The organism is Streptomyces sp. P9-2B-2 (assembly GCF_030406865.1).
Classification (GTDB): domain Bacteria; phylum Actinomycetota; class Actinomycetes; order Streptomycetales; family Streptomycetaceae; genus Streptomyces; species Streptomyces platensis.
Genome location: NZ_CP129126.1, coordinates 8427487 through 8447624 on the forward strand (window position 1 = coordinate 8427487; position 20138 = coordinate 8447624).

The 20138-nt window shown below is 70.5% G+C and carries 15 protein-coding genes and 2 pseudogenes; 8 read left to right on the plus strand and 9 right to left on the minus strand.

What is annotated here, in order from left to right:
* Window positions 1–1276: 1276 nt before the first annotated feature.
* From QT196_RS37080 to QT196_RS37095, 4 genes are all read left to right on the plus strand, one after another.
* The gene (locus QT196_RS37080; RefSeq protein WP_290356499.1) at window positions 1277–2245 is read left to right on the plus strand and encodes a hypothetical protein; all 969 of its coding nucleotides are present in this window, start codon (window positions 1277–1279) and stop codon (window positions 2243–2245) included.
* Window positions 2242–3372: an FAD-dependent oxidoreductase gene (locus tag QT196_RS37085; RefSeq protein WP_290356501.1), complete on the plus strand. Its 1131-nt coding sequence runs from the start codon at window positions 2242–2244 to the stop codon at window positions 3370–3372. The genes QT196_RS37080 and QT196_RS37085 overlap by 4 nt, the downstream gene beginning before the upstream one ends.
* Before the next feature lie 276 nt (window positions 3373–3648).
* Window positions 3649–4707 (plus strand): AMP-binding protein, encoded by a 1059-nt coding sequence (locus tag QT196_RS37090; RefSeq protein WP_168483062.1) that lies wholly within the window; start codon window positions 3649–3651, stop codon window positions 4705–4707.
* On the plus strand, window positions 4707–6068 hold the full coding sequence (locus tag QT196_RS37095; RefSeq protein ID WP_168483063.1) for an aldehyde dehydrogenase family protein: 1362 nt from the start codon (window positions 4707–4709) through the stop codon (window positions 6066–6068). The genes QT196_RS37090 and QT196_RS37095 overlap by 1 nt, the downstream gene beginning before the upstream one ends.
* A gap of 45 nt (window positions 6069–6113) precedes the next feature.
* Here the strand turns inward: QT196_RS37095 and QT196_RS37100 are convergent.
* The 3 genes and pseudogenes from QT196_RS37100 to QT196_RS37110 all read right to left on the minus strand — a co-directional run.
* Window positions 6114–6734, minus strand: a pseudogene (locus QT196_RS37100) (histidine phosphatase family protein); the annotation flags it as partial.
* Window positions 6735–6900: 166 nt separating this feature from the next.
* Window positions 6901–7782 carry an LLM class F420-dependent oxidoreductase gene (locus tag QT196_RS37105; protein ID WP_266736866.1) on the minus strand — a complete coding sequence of 294 codons (882 nt, stop codon included), beginning with the start codon at window positions 7780–7782 and terminating at the stop codon, window positions 6901–6903.
* A gap of 31 nt (window positions 7783–7813) precedes the next feature.
* Entirely contained in the window at window positions 7814–8884 is a 1071-nt protein-coding gene (locus tag QT196_RS37110; RefSeq protein WP_290356502.1) for a hypothetical protein, read from the minus strand.
* Between the two features lie 239 nt (window positions 8885–9123).
* On the opposite strand from QT196_RS37110, the pseudogene QT196_RS37115 reads away from it, so the two are divergent.
* A pseudogene (locus QT196_RS37115) lies at window positions 9124–10433 on the plus strand (FAD-dependent monooxygenase); the annotation flags it as partial.
* 33 nt (window positions 10434–10466) lie between these two features.
* Here the strand turns inward: QT196_RS37115 and QT196_RS37120 are convergent.
* A complete protein-coding gene (locus QT196_RS37120) occupies window positions 10467–10946 on the minus strand; it encodes an EF-hand domain-containing protein (RefSeq protein ID WP_168483066.1) in 480 nt (159 codons plus the stop codon).
* A 391-nt stretch (window positions 10947–11337) separates the two neighbouring features.
* On the opposite strand from QT196_RS37120, the gene QT196_RS37125 reads away from it, so the two are divergent.
* Window positions 11338–12069, plus strand: coding sequence for a L,D-transpeptidase family protein (locus QT196_RS37125; protein ID WP_266736873.1), 732 nt, complete (start codon window positions 11338–11340; stop codon window positions 12067–12069).
* Window positions 12070–12076: 7 nt separating this feature from the next.
* Here QT196_RS37125 and QT196_RS37130 read toward each other — a convergent pair whose 3' ends face one another.
* Window positions 12077–12469: a DUF393 domain-containing protein gene (locus QT196_RS37130; RefSeq protein ID WP_168483068.1), complete on the minus strand. Its 393-nt coding sequence runs from the start codon at window positions 12467–12469 to the stop codon at window positions 12077–12079.
* A 91-nt stretch (window positions 12470–12560) separates the two neighbouring features.
* Entirely contained in the window at window positions 12561–13064 is a 504-nt protein-coding gene (locus QT196_RS37135; protein ID WP_290356503.1) for a hypothetical protein, read from the minus strand.
* Between the two features lie 238 nt (window positions 13065–13302).
* Between QT196_RS37135 and QT196_RS37140 the strand changes: the two genes are divergently transcribed.
* Complete coding sequence (locus QT196_RS37140; protein WP_168484258.1) at window positions 13303–14127, plus strand: SDR family NAD(P)-dependent oxidoreductase; 825 nt, start codon at window positions 13303–13305, stop codon at window positions 14125–14127.
* Between the two features lie 43 nt (window positions 14128–14170).
* The gene (locus tag QT196_RS37145; protein WP_290356504.1) at window positions 14171–14674 is read left to right on the plus strand and encodes a metallophosphoesterase; all 504 of its coding nucleotides are present in this window, start codon (window positions 14171–14173) and stop codon (window positions 14672–14674) included.
* Window positions 14675–14702: 28 nt separating this feature from the next.
* Here QT196_RS37145 and QT196_RS37150 read toward each other — a convergent pair whose 3' ends face one another.
* From QT196_RS37150 to QT196_RS37160, 3 genes are all read right to left on the minus strand, one after another.
* Window positions 14703–15212, minus strand: coding sequence for a DUF664 domain-containing protein (locus tag QT196_RS37150; protein ID WP_168483071.1), 510 nt, complete (start codon window positions 15210–15212; stop codon window positions 14703–14705).
* 195 nt (window positions 15213–15407) lie between these two features.
* Window positions 15408–18260 carry a condensation domain-containing protein gene (locus QT196_RS37155; protein WP_290356505.1) on the minus strand — a complete coding sequence of 951 codons (2853 nt, stop codon included), beginning with the start codon at window positions 18258–18260 and terminating at the stop codon, window positions 15408–15410.
* Complete coding sequence (locus tag QT196_RS37160; protein WP_290356506.1) at window positions 18250–20106, minus strand: non-ribosomal peptide synthetase; 1857 nt, start codon at window positions 20104–20106, stop codon at window positions 18250–18252. The genes QT196_RS37155 and QT196_RS37160 overlap by 11 nt, the downstream gene beginning before the upstream one ends.
* Window positions 20107–20138: the final 32 nt, after the last annotated feature.

Consider the following 20138-nt stretch of genomic DNA (forward strand, 5'->3'; position numbering starts at 1 on the left):
CCACGCCCCGAGTTGCTATCGGCAGAGCGCGCGGTAGCGCCGCCGTGGACCGGCCTGCCCCCTTGCCGTCGGCGCGCGGCCGTGCCTGCACACGGCACACCTGTTCAGACGTGCGGGGGCGCACCCCTCAGTCCGTGGGCGCATGACCTTCAGAAGCACGACGATCACCTGCTCGCCCGGGGGGTGTCCGCCGAGCGCAACCGGCGCACTTGATGCACGCGCTGCGCAGGTACGCACGCACCGCGCACGAGTCCCGAGCGGTGTATCGCGTCCGGAGAGCGGCCCAGAGGTAGGACATCATCACTGCCCTGGAGGGCCCGCCAGAGGTCCGGGCCCTGCTGATGCTCGTGGCCAACCACACCGTCACCGTCCCGCGGGGGACCGCCTCGTGGTGCCCTGTCAGCCCCGGCAGCCCAGTGGCCGTACCACCGGGCCCGGCAGACCTACCGCCTCCGCTTCCCGGAGCATTACGGGCCCCAGGTGCTCCCGCTACTGGCTACTGGATTGCACCGACCCGGTCACCGGCATCGGCCTGCCGGACGACTTCCGGACATCCACCAGCGCTGCATGAGCACCTTAGGCCGAATCCGATGGGAAGGGTTGACCAGTTGTTCTTGGCATGTATTCTCTAATTGAGACACGGCATCGATTAGGAAGACCCCGGTAGACCTCGGAGGATCCTTGTGAGACCGGTTCGGCCGGCAGTTACGAGTGAGCGATCCAGTTACCGTAAGCGGACATATCTATAGCTGTTGAATTACTTACTCCCCCTTAACGCGTCGGAGAGGTGATCACCTAAAGATACGCCCAGATGATCTGGGGTACAGCCATTTTGGCGCTACCTGCGATGCCGGTATGCGTGACAATTTTCTTGATGATTTTGCTAAGAATTGCGTAGAGTCCGCCACTTATGCAGGACTAGAACCAGGCGCTCGTGCTGCTGGCCTTCTTCGCCACGGGCGACACCTTTGAATAACCTAGCCGACGCCCTCGCGCCTCCGGGTGGGAGCGGCGCCTGCTGCTGGACGGCGCCTTGATGGCCAGCTACCCCTCGGTGGCGGTCAGCGTCTGCACTCTCATGCCGTGTTCGCGGTATTTGGCCTGGTAGGGCGGATCCGGGTTGGCCTCGGTAGCCAGGGCGGGTCACCGTCCTGCTGCACGCGCTCCTCGCCCTCAACTCCGAGGTGAGCGGATTTGCGCACACAAACCGACTCCGTCCGTGACTCTTTCGCAGAGAAATAGCAGCTGTGGCAGCTCACTCAACGAAGGAAAAAACTTGACTGACACGTTTTCCGGTCGGCATATCGAGATTGCCTGGCCCGACCTGGGTATCACCGTGACCGCGGAACTCGACGGTCGCAACGCTGAACTCGCCGACGCGCTGTGGGAGGCATTGCCCTACCAGAGTTTGCAGGGACACGCGCTGGTGGCGGGACAGCATCTCTATCACGCGGCACCTATCCCGTCGCTGCTGCATCTGTCCGCGTCCACTCGGATCGCAGATCGACGTGAGGCGCCCGATGGGACCGTATTCTGCTCCGCGCTACAGCATTTAGGCATCAAGTACGGCGCGTTAACCGAACCGATGCCGGCATCCCCGGTGGGCCTGATCCGGCAGGGGGATATTCCCGCACTGCGGGAAGTCGGGCAGGCCATCTGGGATTCGGTCTATTCGACGAAGAAGCCGATCCTGGCGGAGGTCCGCAAGGCGGGCACCGAAGGCGGCCACCGTATTCCGCATTTGACCGCCGCGGATCCCGACGCGAAGCGTCTCCTTCACGACGTGTACACCGCGACCGATCGGGCCTGGCTGTCCGAACCACAGGAGCTCGCCGATCTCCACGCGGGGGTGATCCCTTCCGGAGCGGGCAGTTTTGAGACGGTGTTGCCCACTCTGTTGTTCGTCAACGGTGAGACCCGCCCGCTGGGGTACGCCACCTACGGTGGCCTGGTCCGGGCCGCGGTCCAGGGCATGCCGATGGATTCCTTGCGTCACATGACGCGCCTGCTGGTCGGTCTTCCGGCCGAGTTCCTGGGCTACTGCGGTCTGGAGCAGCTCTGGAGTTTCACCCAGCGCTTCCTGTCCTGCCTCGACCAGCTCGATCGCGACGATTTCCTGAGTGTGGTGAGCCAACTGGCCCTCTACGTCAACTGTTTGGGCGGTTGGAATCTCCACCTGTACCCGTGGGACTCCGGAGATCACCTGCGCCAACTGCGCGCCGACGAATCGGTCCGCCAGCCGTGAGCCAACTCCCCGAACGCACGGACGTCGTCGTCATCGGCGGGGGCGTCATCGGCAACTCCATAGCGTGCCAGCTCGCCGAGGCAGGCGTCGGAACCGTCCTGCTGGAGCGTGGCGCGCTCGGATCGGGATCGTCCGGGACCACTGTGGGCGTGGTGCGTACCTACTTTCCCGGCAACCCTCTCATCAGCAGCCTTGCCGTCCGGAGCCTGGCGGCTTACCACGCCTTCAGCGAACGGACCGGAACGGACCTCGGCTTGAGGCGTATCGGCTTGCTCGTGCTGTTCACCGACGAGCAGCAGGTGCAGGACTTCCAAGACACCCAAGCCGCCCAGCAGGCAGCCGGAGTGGACGTCGAACTCGTGACCGCGGCTGAAGCGGCGCGGCTCAACCCGCTGGTCGACGAGCGAACCATCCTGGCGGCAGCCTGGTCGCCCGAGGCCTACGCCTGCGATCCCGCCGCGATCGTGCGCGGCTATGCCACAGCCGCCCAGCAGGCCGGCGCCATCCTGCGCACGGAAACACCCGTCACCGGCATCGACCCGGATGGGCGGGTCCACACGCCTGCGGGCAGCATCGGTGCCGACACCATCGTCTGCGCGGCAGGCCCCTGGGCGGGAACGGTCGCGGCCATGGCCGACGTGCGCATTCCTGTGACCACGTACCCCGTCGACATGCTGCTGACCGACACCGACACCGACACCGACACCCCCGGTAGTGCCCCGCGCAACGCCCTGCCGATGACCATCCACCCGTCCAGCCTGCGGATTCGAAGCTGGGGAGACCGGATCCTCGTCGGGATGGGCCGTCCCGCTCCGGACGAAACCCGACAGGCCTGGCTGGAACGAGTGTCACACCACCTCGGCACGACGTTCCCGGCCCTGGCCGGCAACGGCCTCGAGCACGGGTGGAGCGGAGACCTCGATGTCAGTCCGGACGGGATGGCTTTCATCGGCCGCGATGCCTCCCGCCCGTTCCTCTACGCGGCTGGATTCTCCGGTCAGGGACTGTGCCAAGCACCTGCCGCCGGAGAGATCATCCGCAACCTCGTGCTCGGCAAGGAATCCTGGACCGACACGGCCGGCCTCTCCACCGCCCGCTGCCTCAGCGGGTCGGTCGAGACCGGGTAGGGAAGCACCGCCAGGCCGTGGAAGAAGCGCAGGACATCGTCGCGGCGCCGGGTGAGCCGGTCCATCGGGTGGAGGGCGAAGGCTTTCCTTCCGCCCGGTGGCGGCGGGTCGGGGTTTCGACGGTGACGTGGGTGCGGCCCGCGTCGCCGTCGTGCGCGAGGCGCTGCTTCAACTCCGCGCCCTGCAACCTGAGTTCACCGATCCGGGCCCGAGCCGATCAAGCCATCGATATAGCAGTTTCCGGGTATTTGTTCCATTCTTTCGAGAGGAAAATCCATGGTCGAGCACACTGACGGAGAGTTCGTCCGGGAGATGATGCGGTGGCACTTCAGTCCGGAGACCGGGTCATCGTTCTGGCTGAAACGGGCCGAGACCCTCGGCTTTGATCCGCTGACGGATGTGCGGGATTTCGACGATCTCGGCTTGTTTCCCAACGTGGTGGACGAGCTGCGCGATGTCGGTGTCCGTGAACTGATTCCCCGTGGCTACGGTGACGAGCACGGAGCGTCCGTCTACGAAAGCGGCGGCACCACAGGGCAGCCCAAGCGCGTGATGTACAGCGCGGAGTGGCACCGGCGCAGCGTCGAATGGTTCAGTGAGCGACTGGATTCTCACGGCGTACCCCGCAATGTCGACTGGCTCAGTGCGGTTCCCACCGGGCCGCACAATGTCGGAGCGATGGCGGTCGACACCGCGATGATGCGGGGCGGTCTGAACTTCAGCATCGATCTGGACCCGCGATGGGTGAAGAAGCTGATCGGGCAAGGCAATACGGACATGGCCAGCGCCTACACCGACCATCTCATCGAACAGGTCGGCTACATTCTGGCCAGCCAGGACGTGGGCGTCCTCTTCGCCACCCCGCCGATGCTGGAGCGCCTCGCGCAGCACGACGACCTGGTCGAGTTGGTGAACCGGAAGGTCCGCGCGATCATCTGGGGCGGCACCCATCTGGACGCCGACACCCGGGATCTGCTGCGCGACGAGGTGTTCGGCAGCGCCACGTTCGTCGGCGGGTACGGCGGCACGATGATGCTGGGGACATCGGTGGAGCGACCCGGCCTCGGTGCCGACGAGCCGTGCGTGTTCGACTCCTTCGCTCCGTACACCACGTTCCGGGTGGTCGACCCCGACACCGGACGGGTGGTTCCGTACGGCGAGCGCGGGCAGATCGTTCTGCATCACATGAGCCGAAGTGCCTTGCTGGTCAACAACATCGAGCGGGACTTCGCCACCCGGATCGCACCGTTGGACGGCGGCTTCGGTGATGCGGTCGCGGACGTCGCACCCGTGGCGTCCTTCGGCGACACGGCCGTGGTCGAGGGCGTGTACTGATGTTGTCCCTGGACGTTCTCGGCCCCGGCGGCCCCTATCGGTCCCGGCGCCAGGAGACCATTCGAGAGCTGGCCGGAAAGCCGGCCGCGACACTGAGTCTCGCGCCCTCGCTCTACGTCACCCACGCGATAAAGGCCCTGCGCCGAGCGCCTGCGTTACCCGTCGACACACGGATCGCGGCGTTCGCACAGGCGGGCCGGGCCTTCGCCACGCAGACGGTCGCGGGGCTGACGCCGCAGGAGTATCAGCACACCGTCAGCGCGGTCACCGGGATACCGATCTCGGTGGTGCGCCAGGCCACCGACGACATCGCGCGGGCCGCCGAGCGGATCCACCTCAACGTGGAGAACGCACGGCCGGCCGGTGCGGTCGGCTCATGGCGCGATCCGAAGGCCCAGGACGGTGCGGCGGTGTGGACCCGGCGCGGTGCGGTATTCGCCGTCCATGCGGCGGGCAATCACCCTGCGGTGCACCAGGGTTGGCTCGATGCCCTCGCGCTCGGCTACCGCGTTGCCGTGCGTCCCTCCCGTCGTGAGCCGTTCACCCCGCATCGGCTGGTCACTGCCCTGCGTGAGGCCGGTTTCGGTGACGAGGGAGTCGTGTTGCTGCCCACCGACCACCACGTGGCCGATGACATCCTCCGGCACGCCGACTTCGGAATGGTGTACGGCGGTGCGGATGTCGTGGCCAAGTACGCGGGCGATCCACGCATTCTTCCGCAGGGCCCCGGGCGCTCCAAGATCCTCATCACCGCCGAAACCGAGTGGGAGCCGATCGTCGACACCCTCGTGGAGTCGATCAGCAGTGGTGCGGGCGTCGGTTGTGTCAACGCCACCGGCGTGCTGGTCGAGGGCGACCCCGCCCCCGTGGCCGCGGCGATCGCCGAACGCCTCGCCGCGCTGCCCAGCCTGCCCGCGACGGACGAACGCGCGGTCCTGCCCGTGATGCCCGTCGATCCCGCCCGCCGGTGGGACAAGCACTTGCGGCAGCGGGCAGCGGGCACCAAGGCGTGGCTCGGCGGTGACGGCATCGTCGACGATCTCGGCGATGGTTCCGCGGTGCTCCGGCCGGCGGTGCACCAGCTCGACAGCCCGTTCGCCGAACAGCTCGGAATGGAGTTGGGCTTCCCCTGTGCGTGGGTGGCTCCGTGGGACCGCGACGCCGGGGTCCGGCCGCTGCGCGACACCCTCGTCCTCACCGCCGTCACCACCGACGCGCACCTGATCGACGAGTTGGTGGCCGAGCCGACCATCGCCAACGTCTACGTCGGTGACCATCCGACACCGTGGATGGCGCACGGGCTGCCGCACGACGGCTACCTCGCTGAATTCCTCATGCGCACCAAGACGATTCGACGCTGACCGACGAGGGGGCCGTGCCGAGCACGGCCCCCTCGGTTGCCGAGGTCAGCGGTGGTCCGCCAGATGCGAGGTGTCGTTCAGCAATCGCACCGACGCATTCCCCTCCCCGTCATAGGCCACGGCCGACAGCGAGGCCGCCGACAGCTCCATCCGGAACAGCGACCCGGGCGGCGCGCCCAGCGCCAGCCGAACCAGCGTCCGCAACACCCCGACATGCGAAACGACCAGCACCGTCTGCCCCTCGTACCGCGCCAGGAGCCGGTCCCGCGAGAGCGCGGCCCGGTGCGCCACCGCGGTGAAGGTCTCCCCGGTTCTGCCCGGCGCTGTCGCCGGAGAGGCGAGCCACGCTGCCATCTCGTCCGGGTAGCGCTCGCGCACCTCGGCGAACGTAAGTCCCTCCCAGGCGCCGAAATCCGCCTCACGGAGCCCTTCGTCGACGTGGACTTCCAGGCCCAGCCGTCGTGCCGCTGCCTTGGCCGTCTGCTGGGCCCGGCGCATCGGTGAGGACACCACCGCCTGCACCGCGCCACGTGCCACGAGCATCTTCCCGGCGGCCTCGGCCTGCCGCTCCCCGGCCTCCGACAACGCCGGATCGGAGCCGCCACTGCCGGACAACCGCTTCTCCGGTGTCAATGCCGTCTCACCGTGGCGTAGCAGCAAAAGGGTCGTGGAGGTGCCCGGGTCGGCGAGCGCGACATTCACGCCGACCGCTTCACGACTGGTCATGGAGCCAATACCCATCGGGACACACCTTTCGATCCCTTGGATGCCTTCGACGCCTTCGATGCCTTCGATCCTTTGGATTCTTTCGACCCTTTCGATCACAGCCGGTTCAGCGGAGCGCGGCGATGACCGGCGCGAAGTGCTCCATGTTGTATTCCATGACCGTGAAATAGGTGAAGCCGTAGCGTTCGCTGCGTTCCTTGATTTGTTGCGCCATCTCCGTCGGGGTGCCGATCAATACACTGGGCAGCTCCTCGGGGCTGTGCGGTGCGTCGGGCGACAGCGGCGCGAACCTGTCAGGCATTGCGGAGGCTTCGGCGGGCGGAATCACCTGCTGCAGCAGGATATTCAGCTCGACGGCGTCGGCGCGGTCACCGAGTAGGCCGCGCACGTAGGCGAGACGTTCTTCCATCTGCGCGACTCCGGACAGATGAAGAGCCTCACCGGTGGTGCTGGCCCAGCCTCCGGGGAAGGCGATGATGTCGGCGTGCGTGGCGGCCACCCGCAGCAGCCGGTCGCCCCAGCCCGCAATCAGCAGTGGTGGCCCGGAGGGTTGGGCCGGCCGCGGCTGATATTCCTTGTCCGCAAACAGACCACGCAATGTGGTGACAGTCTGTTCCAACTGCTCAACCCGCCGTCCACCGCTGGGGAACGGTATCCCCGCGGTGTCGAACTCGGCCTTCACATAGCCTGCGCCGAGCCCGAGTTCCATACGCCCGTCGATGAATTGATCGGTGCTCGCCACGTCACGCGCGAGAAGGACGGGGTTGTAGAACGGCGTGTTCAACACGAACGTACTCAGCCGTACCCGTTCGGTCGCTTCGGCTGCGAGCACCATTGCCGGAAACGGAGCGGAGAATTCCAGGTGATCGGCCACTCCGACTACATCGAAACCGAGTTCCTCGGCTCTTCGGCACTTCGCACTCCACTCGCGTCGCGAACCGGGAACGAACATGTTGACACCGAAGCGGAAGGGGCGCTGTAAAGGCATTGTGTCTGTGTACCACACGATGATCTTTCCGTCATCGGTCGCGGTGGTGACCTGGCGTCAAATAGGCCGGAAGCCCGTGTGAGGAACGGGCCCTGTAGCGGGTGGCGAGTGCGTGGAACGCTTGCTTCGGTTCCCAGGGCATGTCGGGGTAGGCGCGCTTGTCGGCGGGATAGCCGCTGTGCTCGTCCAGGACTTTGACGATGCCGTAGGAGGCGAGGTCCTCGTCCGGTCCGGATGTCCGGTGGGGTGTGCTGAAACCGGCGAAGCTGAACCAGAAGGCGGAATCGACGCCCTGCTCCTCGAAGACGGTCATGAGATCGTCGAGGTAGCGGACCTGCTCGCCCTCGTCGCGCACCAGGCCGGGTTTGAGGGTGACGCCGTCGGCCTCCCTCGCCATGTACCAGCCGGCGCCGCCGTGCTCTCCCGCTCCCCGGTAGGTGCAGCAGCCGGCCTCCATGATGGCGACGGGCTTGCCGTGGCCGCATTCCTTGCGCAGGTCGGTGCGGTAGGTGGCCGCGTTGCGCAGGCTACGGAAGGCGTCCAGGCCGACGACGTCGAACGGAGCCCAGTCCACGCCGTCCAGAGGGCAGGAGGCGTAGCTCACGCCGCCGCCGAAGAGGGGCCGCACGGCGTCGACGACCTCCCCCAGGAAGGCGTTGACCTTGTCGGGGATCCCCTGGAGCGCGGCTTCGCGGCCGGGGCCCGCCAGGACCGGAATGCGCTCGTTCAGGGTGTCCCCGGGCAGGTAGCCACGGGCGAACACGCTGAGTTCGCAGCCGGTGACGAGGACGACCTCGGCGCCGTCGCGCCGCAGTCGCTCCGCCCGCTCGGCGCAGTCGGTGAACAGCGGCAGCATCTCGGCGTTCGACAGCTCGCAGGGAAACGGCGAGAACCAGACCTCCAGGCCCGCCTCCGCCGCGGACCGCGCCGTGGTCTCGATCCGGTCCGGATCGCCCCCGGTGATACGGACAGCGGTGCAGTGCAGATCCTCCGCGATGACGCGCATGTCCCGTTCGGCGTCCCGGGCGTCGAAGACGGGGCGCGATGTGTCGCCGTTGGGAAAGGTGCCGGTGTCGTAATGGATGCCCTTGCCGCGCAACATGACGAATGCCTCCGGTGGGGTGACTGTGTCTGCCGTACGGCGTCATCGTCCAAGTTGCCGCTGCGTCAGCGTCAAGGCCCACTGCGGACGGCCTCCAGTACGGCCCCTACAGCAGGGGGAGCGGCAGGAAGCCCTCCCTCGGAAATGGACAGCCCCACCATGCGGTGTTCCCTTGGAGAGGAGGGTGGTTCCGCCCCGGGAGGCAGCCATGGCCGATGTGGATGTCCTGGTCGTCGGTGCAGTACGCCACCGAACGCATCCTCGCCGAGCGGCTCGCGGGCTGGGGGACCCACGTCGAACGTGGCACGGAGCTGGTGAGCTTCGAGCAGGACGCCGACGAGGTCCGGGCCTGTCTTGCGCTGCCGTCCGGTGCGCAGGAGTGGATCCGCGCCCGCTTCCTCCTCGGGTGCGATGGCGCCCACAGCGTCGTCCGCAAGGCTCTCGGCCTGAGCTTCGAGGGTGGTACTTCCCCGAGGAGTACATGCTGGGGGATGTCGAGGTCGACTGGGAGCTGCCCCACGGGTACGCGGTCCGGGCCATGCACCAGACCGACGGCCGCACCGACGACCTGCTGGTCTGCATCCCGCTGCCAGGCCGCAACCGCTACCGGATGTCCATGCTCGTCCCGCCCGAACTCTCCCTGCCGCAAGGGCCGCAGGAGGAGGACGTGGCGCACGGTCTGGAGGCCGGGCCCGCTCCCGGCCTCCCGCACATCCAGGCGGTCCTCGACCGGCTCGCACCGCAGCCCACCCGCGCCTCCTCGCTCCGCTGGTCCTCGGTCTTCCGCATCAGCCACCGCCTGGTGGACCGCTACGGAGCGGGCCGGGTGTTCGTCGCGGGAGACGCCGCCCATATCCATCCGCCCACCGGCGCCCAGGGCATGAACACCGGCATCCAGGACGCCTACAACCTGGCCTGGAAGGTGGCCCTGGCGGTGCGGTCGGCCGCGAGTGACGGCCTGCTGGGCAGCTATCACGCGGAGCGCCGTCCCGTGGGCGAGGAAGTGGTGCAGCGGACGGTCCGGCACGCCGGCAGCGGCGTCCAGGCGGACCCCGACGACCCGTCGACGGTGATCCGGCGTGAGGCCCAACTACTCGTCGGCTACCGCGGCAGCCCGATCGTCGGGCCGGACCGGCAGCCGCCCGAGGGCCCCGCCGCGGGCGACCGGGCACCGGACTGCGACGGCCTCCGCCACGACCTCACCACCTTCCCGTCCCGCCTGTTCGACCTGCTGCGCGGGCCGGACCACACGCTGCTGCTCTATGCGGACGACGAGGCCCAACTGGCGCCGTACGACGAGGTGGTGGCGTCGGCGCGGCGCGGGGCGCACGGGCAGCTGAGCGCCTGGGTGGTCGCGGCCCCGCACCTCCGTACGGACGGCGTGGCGCTGCCCGTCGCCCACGACAGCCTCGACGCGTTCCGGAGGATGTACGGGGCGCGGGGCGGCGAAGCGTTCCTCATCCGCCCCGACGGCTACCTGGGACTGCGCGATGTCCCGGTGAGCGTCCCGGGGCTGAGGGCGCACCTCGCGCTGACCTTCCGTACCTGAGAGCCGGGGCTTTCGCGGCCGGTCCCCGGGCGCCTACTCGGCCGACCAGGCCTCGACCAGCAGCCGCCCGTCACCGTCCTGGTCCAGCGCCGTGAATGCCTCCGCCGCCTGTGCGGCCGAGTACCCTGCCGCGAGGTGCACCACCGCGAAGTCCTCCCGGCTGACCACACCGTCCCCGTCGGAGTCGGCGAGGGCGACGGTCGCGGCGATCGACGGGCCGACGACCTGGCCGAGGGCCCCTGACGTACCCGCGCGTGCGAACGCCGCGACGAACTGCTCCCGGTTCAGCCGCCCCGTGGCGTCGATCTGCGCCAGCGCGGCGAGCTGCTCGAAGGTGTGGCGCATCCCCGCACCCAGCGCCCGCGCCTTGGGGGAGTCCGCCGGCTCACCCACCGCGTCCGTCAGCAGCCGGGCCCGGTCGGTGAAGTCCTGGGCGGTCAGATAGCCGTCGCCGTCGGTGTCGTACATGGCGAAGCGGTGCTCGTACTCCGCGCGCACTGGATCGGTGATCATGCGTCGTCCCTTCTGGGTGGGGGTGACTCCTGGCGGAGCCCGGGAAGGCGGCCGTCCGCGGGCGCCGCGACCGTCCGCCATGAGCACATTAAGTGGTGATTCGATAGCGGAGGGTTATCAGGAGGGGTGTGTTCGGCGTCTCGTGCCGTTGTCCCGTTGTGGTGGAAAACCCTGCTATGCCGTACGGGCGACAAGCTCAAGATTCCGTCTTCTACTTCGACGACGACGGCTTCAGCTACGCCCACCAGAAGAAGATCTCGGTGCTGTAGGCGGTCCCGTTTCCCTGGTGGACGGGACGCCCTTCCGTCCACCAGGACGCGGTTTCGCGTACCAGATATTTCGGGTCGGTCACGCCTGCAACCGGCGGGTCGGGCAAACAGTCCTACGGGGCATGAAAAGACGACTGAACCTGCGTGTCCCGCGGTCCGGCGCCGGTCGTCGGGCGGGCGCGGCGCTCGCTCTCACGGTGCTGACCGTTCCGCTGACGGTGGCCTTCGGCTCGACGGCTCAGGCCGCCACCGCGTCCTCGTGCACCGCGAGCCGCGGCCCCTACCAGAAGGAGGCCGAGAAGTTCCTCGGCCTGCGGGTGGACGGGCGCCAGTCGGCCGCCGACTGCCGGGCGATCCGTGACTTCCAGACCAGTCACGGCATCACCCCGAACATCGGCTACGCCGGACCCGTCACCTGGGGCGTGATGCGCGTCGTGGCACAGCAGAAGGCGGCCGGTCACAACCCCAACAAGGCGGGGCACTGCCCCACCCACAAGGGGCGGATAGCCTGCGTCGACCTGACCCGGCAGCTCAGCTGGATCCAGGACGGCGGGAAGCTGGCCTTCGGGCCGGTCCCGGTCCGTACGGGCCGCGACGGTTACGAGACCCGCACCGGCGCCAAGAAGATCTACTGGCGTCATCTGCACCATGTGTCGACCCTGTACGACGTGCCCATGCCGTACAGCCAGTTCTTCGACGGCGGGCAGGCGTTCCACTCCATCAGCGGCAGTGTCTGGTCGGCACCCGGCTCGCACGGCTGCGTCAATATGCGCAGCAACGACGCGAAGAAGTACTGGTCGCTGCTCAAGAACGGTGACGACGTCTACGTCTACGGCCGGAAGTCCGGCACCTGACGGAGCGTCACTTCGGCCGGGCGGCGGGGGAGGACGGCAGTGCACAGGCCGCCGTCCCGCCCGGCATCCGGTGCCGGTTGCGTGCGATCAGCCGGTACGCCCCGTGGGCGACCCAGCGGAGGGGCGGGAGGGTGAGCAGCGCGCCCACCACCGGCCACCCGCGGGGCGCGCTCAGCAGCAGCTTGGCGACCGCCTGCGCGCCACCGTGCACGGCACCGGTCGGCGTCACCCACAGCACTTCGTGCTCGGCGCGGCGCCGGCTGATGCCGAGCTCGGTGAGATCGGTGAACTGCCAGGGGGTGGCCGCACAGCGCGGACGCAGCCGCCGTTCCGCGAACCGCACCGAAGACGTACAGAAGGCGCAGTCGCCGTCATAGACAAGAACGGGTTGCTGCCGCATGGTCCCGTCACCTCTCGCACCGGTGGCCTCAATGGTATGCGCCACGCTACCGGGAGGATTCCGGGTGCGGTCGGGTGCGCCCGCGCGGGGGTCAGTCGGCCAGCAGGCTGTACAGGGCCATCGGTGTCACATAGCCCGGCCAGCGGCCGTCGGCGAACAGATGGACACCGGCGTCCTGGTAGCTCTGGTCGACGAGTTGGGAGCAGATCATGTGGCCGGTGCTCGCCACATAGCGGCGGAGCCCCGGGAGGGGCAGGTGGAAGCGGTGCGCGGCGATCGCCAGATAGTCGAGGAAGCTGTAGGGCACCCCGGCGTAGGCGGTGGCCGCCGCGCAGACCGCGGTGCGCTGCTGTGAGGTGAGCCCTTTCGGGCAGACGTAGCACACCGGGGTGCCGTCGTAGGCGCTGAGGGGTTTGATGTCGGCCCCGCCCGGCTCGGCTTCCAGCAGCCGGCCGTCGGGCAGGACGAGAAAGGCGTGTTGATAGTCGGCGAAACCGTCTCCGTTGATCCATTGTCCGAAGCGGATCAACCGGCCGGTGATGCCGGATATTCGGGTGAGTCCGATGTCGCCGGGCTGGGGATGCGTATGCCTCATGAGCAGCTCCCGAGGGCACAAGGGGTTCTCTGTGTCATACCCGGTGTCCGGCCGTGCGCACCGCGTCCGGGGAAATGCCGGTCCGTATTTCCCGGCCATCCGGCTTTCCCTGTGGGGCAGATGATGAATTCGGATACCAGAGGGGGAAGGGAATTCTGCGGCGCGACGGGGTACGGATTCCCGGACCGTGTATGCGGCCACCCCGGCCGAGGAATCCGAGCGGGAGGAGCGGGACGCGATGGGCACCGGAGAGACCGAGCACGCCGCGACGGCACAGCGGAGCGCCTCCGGGGCGGGCGGCGGCGCCGACCGGAGGCCGCTGACGGGCAGTGTGGCGCTGGTGACCGGCGCCTCCAGCGGCATCGGTGCCGCCACGGCCCTGGCGCTCGCCCAGCAGGGGTGTTCCCTCGCGCTGGTGGCCCGCCGCACCGGACGCCTGGAGGAGCTGGCGGAGGAGATCGGCGCACAGGGCGGCGTGTCCCTGGCCGTGACCGCCGACCTCGCCGCCGCCCCCGAGGCACGCCGGACGGTCGATCAGACCGTGGACCACTTCGGGCGGCTGGACCTCCTGGTGAACAACGCCGGATTCGGCGCCCGCGGCGCCGTGACGGACAGCGACCCCGAGGACTGGGACCGGATGGTCGACCTCAACCTCAAGGCGGTGCTGCGGATGTCCCATGCCGCGCTGCCGCATCTGCTGCGCGCGGCGCACGAGGGGCCGCGCGGCGTGGCCGACCTGGTCACCGTCAGCTCGGTCGCGGGCCGGGTGCCCCGTAAGGACAACAGCGTCTACTCGGCCACCAAGCACGCGGTGTGCTGCTTCAGCGAGGCGCTGCGCCAAGAGGTGACCGGGCGTCAGGTCCGGGTCGGGCTGGTCGAACCGGGCATGACCTCGACGGATATGACGCGCGGCGGCAGCCAGGCGGCGTCGGCGCACGGACTCCCGCCGGAGACCTGGCTCCGGGCCGAGGACATCGCCCGCTCCGTCGTCTTCATGGTCACCCAGCCGCCCCATGTGGCGATCAACGAGCTCACCGTGCGGCCCACCGCCCAGGAACGCTGACCGCCCGGCCCGCGTCCGTGAGCACGGCCCGAGGAGAGTTCCCGTGCGACTCCTGCTCCTGTCCGACACGCATCTGCCCAAGCGCGCCAAGGCGCTGCCGCCGCAGCTGCTCGACGAGGTGCCGGGCGCCGATGTCGTCGTGCACGCCGGTGACTGGGTCGACACCGCCACCCTGGACCTGCTGGCGGACCGCGCCCGGCGGCTGATCGGGGTGTACGGCAACAACGACGGCCCGGAACTACGGGCGCGGCTGCCCGAGGTGGCGTACGCGGAACTGGCGGGGGTACGGCTCGGCGTGGTGCACGAGACCGGCCCCGTGCAGGGCCGGGAGCGCCGGTGCGCCGAACGGTTCCCCGAGCTAGATGTGCTGGTCTTCGGACACAGCCACATCCCCTGGGACTCCACGGCCGGCGACCGGCTGCGTCTGCTCAACCCGGGTTCGCCGACCGACCGCCGCCGGCAGCCGTACTGCACCTATATGACGGCGGAGATCACGGGCGGCCGGCTCACCGCTGTGGAGCTGCACCGCCTGCCCCGCAGACGGTGAGCACGCGGCGGCCCGCCCGGTCCGGTGCTCAGGCGCCGAGCAGGCCGCGGACATAGGCCGCCTGCCCGGCGTGCTGGAGGTCGTCGGCGACGACGCTGACGAGCCGGACGCCCAGAGTGACGGGCGGCGTCCAGGCGCGGTCGACGACGCGCTTCATGTCCTTGTCGTCGACCCCGGCGAGGTACTGCACGGTGTTGTCGTGGACCGCGCCGTGATAACCCATCAGCAGCTCATCGGTCAGGTCCCGTACGGCCGCCACCTCCTTGGCGGAGTGGCCGTAGCCGGTGTCGTCGGGTGAGAAGGGCAGGCCGAAGCGGTCGTACCAGCCGTCCGAGAGCCAGATCTGCTCGGTGCCGGCCACACCGGCGAGGTGGTCGTCCTGGATCCGGGTGAGATGCCAGACCAGCCAGCCGATCGAGTTGGCGCCGTCCTCGGGACGGGTACCGAGCTCATCGGGGTCGAGCCCGGTGACCGCGTCCTCGACGCTCTCCCGGATACGTCCGAAGGCGTCGACGAGCAGGTCCGTGCTGGCATTCATGGGGGGCTCCTTTGCGGCGACGGAGGGCGTCAGCCCGGCAGCCCGCCCATGGTCGCAAGCCGAGTGCGGGAATCGGCGAGGGGCAGGCCGGGGAAGTGGCGATTTCCCGGCGCGCCCCGTCCCCGTAAGGCGTGACGACAGCTGCGCCCGGTGGCCGAGGGGGCCACCGGGCGCAGCGTCGTCACACCGATCGGGTCATCGCTCGGACGGGCCCGCCATCTCGGCCAGTACGGAGCGCCAGTCCTCGCCCGGCTGGAGGCGCAGGGACGGGGACAGCCGGTCCGCGTGGTAGTGCCAGCGGTGGTCGAGGTCCGGGTGGACCTCGTCCGCTTCGACGATCTCGCTGTCACTGCCGAGCAGTCCGGTCAGCGTGGTGGCGAGGTCCTGCCAGGTGACATGGCCGCTGACGGCGTTGGCGACGCCGTGCACGGGGGCATTCAGGCAGGAGACCACGGACCGGGCCAGGGCCGCGGCGTGCACCCAGGCCGCGCCGTACCAGGCATGGCCACCGGTACCCGGCCGGGGCAGCACGAGCGGCCGGCCCTCCCGCGCCGCCTGGTAGAGCAGACCCGTCGCACCCCAGCGCAACTGGTCCCGCAGCCGCTGGTGCGGGCCCCAGACGAGGGGCGAGCGGACAGCGCTCGCCCCGCCCCGGCCCTGCGAACCGGCGGCCCGCAGCAGCAGCGCCTCACAGTCGAGCTTCGCCTGCCCGTACGGGCTCAGCGGCTGCCCCGGGGCGGACTCCTCCGCCACCCACTCACCGGCGGGGTGCCCATAGGCGTCCACACTGCTGACGAAGACGAACGGGCCGCGCGACCAGGCGCCGACCATCGCGGCCATCGCCGTCACATCGACCTCGGGGCGGGTGAACGTACAGGCCGCGTGGATAACTGCATCGGCGCTCTCGACGGCCTTGCGCAGCCCGTCCACGTCGGTGAGGTCGCCCTCGATGATGTCCACCCCGTCACCGGCGACCAGATGCGCGGATTCGGGGCGGGCCAGGGCCAGCACCGGGCGGCCCTGTGCGGCCAGTTCGCGCAGCACGAAGGCGCCGACGCCGCCGGTGCCGCCGGTGACCAGGACCGTGCCCTCGCGCGAGCGCCGCGGACGGGCCGCGGTGACCGTGGGCGCGGCGGCCCGCTCCGCCGCGCGGGTGTCCAGCAGCGCGGTGACCGCGCGCGGGGTGCGGGCCTGCATGATGTCCAGGCCGGTCAGCGGCAGTTTCAGCGCCTGGCGCAGCCGCTCGGCGAGCTGCACGGCGACCAGCGAGTGACCGCCGAGGAGGAAGAAGTCGTCATCCGGCCCGGGCTGACGGCCCAGCAGCTCGGTGAAGCCCTCGGTCACGGCCTGGGCGCGGGCGCCTTCCGGGGCGGGCGCGGACGGCAGGCCGGGCAGCCGGGCCGCATCGGGCGCACCGTCGGCCGTCCGCGGCAGCGCGTCCAGCAGCATCACCGCGGCGGGCACCAGCTCCTGAGCCAGCGCCGCCCGCAGGTGGGAGCGGAGTTCGGCCGGTGTGGGGCCGCCGATCCCGCGCAGCACGGCATAGGCGAGGAGGGGGCCGCCGGCCGGTGCGAGCACCGCGGCCTCGGCCACCCCGGGGTGCGCGCGCAGCAGCGCCTCGGCGGGGTGTGCGTCGGTCTCGTCCCGCGGCGCCGGTATCGCACCCGGCAGCCGGGACAGTCGCAGGTCCGGGTCGTCGGCGACGGCGGTGAGCAGCTCGCCGTAGTGCGTACCGAGAGCGGCCGCCGCTTCCTCGTCCAGCGCGGCCCGGCCGTACTGGACGAGGCCGGCGGGGGCGTCGGTGTCCACCAGCGCGAAGGAGAGGTCGAACTTCGCCTCGTCGGCGCCGACCTCGACGTACTCGCTGACCGTGCCCGGCAGCCGCAGGGTGGTGGGCACGCCCAGGACGTCCGCGCTGACCCGTATCAGGGCCGTCCCGTCCGTGTCGCGGGCGGCCGCCCCGAGCCGTTCCAGGATGAGGTCGAAGGGCACCTCGCGGCTCTGCTGGGCGTCGAGCAGCGCCTCCCGTACGCGCTCCACGAGCATGGTGAAGGACGGGTCGCCGCCCGTGTTCACCCGGACCGGGAGGGTGTTGACGCACAGGCCGACCAGGCCGCGCATCTCCGCGCCCTGCCGGTGGCTGCCCGCGACCCCGATGGCGAGGTCGTCCTGGCCGGTGAAGCGGTGCAGGGCGGCGAAGCCCGCGGCCAGGGCCACGGTGAACAGGGTGGCGCGGTGCTCCCGGCCCAGCTCCCGCAGCGCCGCCGGCACCCGCGGGTCGAGCGGTGCGGTGTGCGTGCCGGCGGACCGGGCGCCACCGTCGGCGGGCGGCTGCGCGGGGCGGGGCAGACGCAGCGGGGAGAGGTCGTCGAGGCGGGATTCCCAGTGGCGCAGGCCCTGTTCGAGGCGGTCGGCGGCGGCCTGCTCCCGCCGGGCGAAGTCCGCGTACTGCGGCGGAGCCGGCTGCTCGGCGGCGGTGCCCCCGGTGGCGGCCGCGTAGAGCGCGGCCAGTTCCCCGGCGACGGTCTCCAGCGAGGCCCCGTCCAGGGCGATGTGATGGAACGTCAGCAGAACGGTGTGGTCCTGCGGCCCGTGCCGCAGGACCAGGGCGCGCGGCACGGGACCGGCGGCGAGGTCGAAGGGGCGGTGCGCCTCCTCGGCCAGCAGGGCGCCGGCGCCGTCGGCGGCCGTCTCCACGACGCGCAGCGTCATCGTCTCGGGTGCGGGCAGCACCTCCTGGTAGGGCTCGCCGTCCTGGTGCCCGTACCGGGTGCGCAGAATCTCGTGGCGGCCCACCACGGCCGTCAACGCGGAGGCCAGCGCGTCCAGGTCGAGCGGACCGCGCAGCCGGGTGGCGAACGGCACGCTGTACGAGCCGCCGCCCTGGCCCAGCCGGTCCATCAGCCACATCCGGCGCTGGGCGTGGGAGAGCGGCGCGGGCCCGTGGTGGACGGCCTCGGGGGCGGGAGCGGGGCGGGCGGCGCGGGAGCGCGCCCGGCGCAGCAGTTCCTCCTGGAGGGCCGCCGCGGTGGGGGTGTCAGTGGGCATCGGTGTCCTCCGGGGCGCCGGGGCGCAGATCGCTGTGCGCGGCGAGCAGGGCCCGCTCGACCAGCGCGGCGTGTCCCGCCACCGTGGGGGCGGCGAAGAAGTCGGCGAGGGTCAGCTCGACACCGAGCTCCTCGCGCAGATCGTCGGTGACGGCCAGCGCCAGCAGCGAGTGGCCGCCCAGCGCGAGGAAGTCGGCGTCCGCACGGGCGACTTCGCGGCCCAGCGAACGGCTCCAGATCTCGGCGACGGCCTGCTCCAGCGGGCCGAGCGGACCGGCCGGGGCGCCGGCCGCGTCCGTCGTGACGAGGTCCGTCAGGGCGCGGCGGTCGACCTTGCCGGAGGGCGTGAGCGGCAGCGCGTCGACCAGCCGCACCTCATCGGGCACCAGATGCGCGGGCAGGACGGCGGCGAGCCGCTCGCGCAGTGCGTCGGGGCGGGGGACCGGCCCGGACGCGGCCACGACGAAGGCGGCCAGCCGGGCGTCGTCGGGGGAGGGGCGGTGCACGGTCACGGCCGCGTCGGCCACCTCGGGCCGCTCCCGCAGGGCGTGTTCGATCTCGGCCGGTTCGATCCGGAAGCCGCGGATCTTCACCTGGTCGTCGGTGCGCCCGTGGTAGTCGAGCAGCCCGTCCGGACGCCGGGAGACGAGGTCACCGGTGCGGTAGAGGCGCCCCAGCTCGGGGTGCTGGACGAAGCGCTCGGCGGTCAGCTCCGGCTGCCCGGTGTAGCCGTGCGCCAGCCGGCTGCCGCCGATCCACAGTTCGCCCTGCACGCCGTCCTCGACCGGCCGGCCGGTGGCGTCGAGGAGATGCACGGCCGCCCCGGCGATCGAACGGCCGATGGGCACCTGGCCGTCGCAGTCGGCGTCGGTGACACGGTGACTGGTGGTGAAGGTCGTGGCCTCCGTCGGCCCGTAGCCGTTGACCAGCTCCAGCCAGGGGAAGGCCCGCAGGACCGCGCGGGCATGGTGCGCGGACATCGCTTCGCCGCCGACGATCACCGAGCGCAGCGCCGAGAAGATCCGGGAGCGGCGGCCGGCCAGCTGGTGGAAGAGCGCGGTGGTGAAGAAGGCGACGGTGACGCCGTGCCGCTCCACATGCCGGGCCAGGTCCTCGAACGACGGCCGTTCGTCGGTGCACACCACGACCGCGGCGCCGTTGGCCAGGGCGCCCCACACCTCGAACGTCGAGGCGTCGAAGGTCATCGGCGAGTGGAAGAGCACCCGGTCGCGGGCGGTGAGCGTGAGATACGCGGGGTCGGAGACCAGCTCGGCGATCGCACTGTGCGGCACCGCCACGCCCTTGGGACGGCCGGTGGAGCCCGAGGTGAACATGATGAACGCGGTGGCGTCCGGGCCCGGTTCGGCCGCCGGAGCGGGGTCGCCGTCCACCAGCGGCTCACCGGGCAGCGCGAGGGTGGCGCCGGTGAGCGCCGCGGATTCCAGGAGCTTGCTGTCGCCGACGGTCAGCGTCGCGCCCGCTTCGGCCGCCAGGGCCTCGGAACGGGCCCGCGGATGGGCCGGATCGAGCGGCACACACACGGCGCCCGCCCACCACAGCGCGAGCTGGGCGACGACCGTCCGGGCGCAGCGGGGCATCAGCAGGGCGACCGAGTCACCCGGGCCGACACCGTGCGTCCGCAGCTGCGCGGCGAGCGCCCGGCCCGCCGTGACCAGCTGCGCATAGGTGAGCGTGCTGTCGCCGTCCGCCACGGCCAGGGCGTCCGGGGTCCGGGCGGCGTGCCAGGCCACGAGGGCCGGCAGACCTGCCGAGGGCGCGGGCCGGTCGGCCGCGGTGGGCTCACCGGACGGGCGGTGAGCGGGGGACGGGGTGCCTTCGGTGGGCACGGGGCCTTCCTTCCGGGTGTCGGGGGAGGACA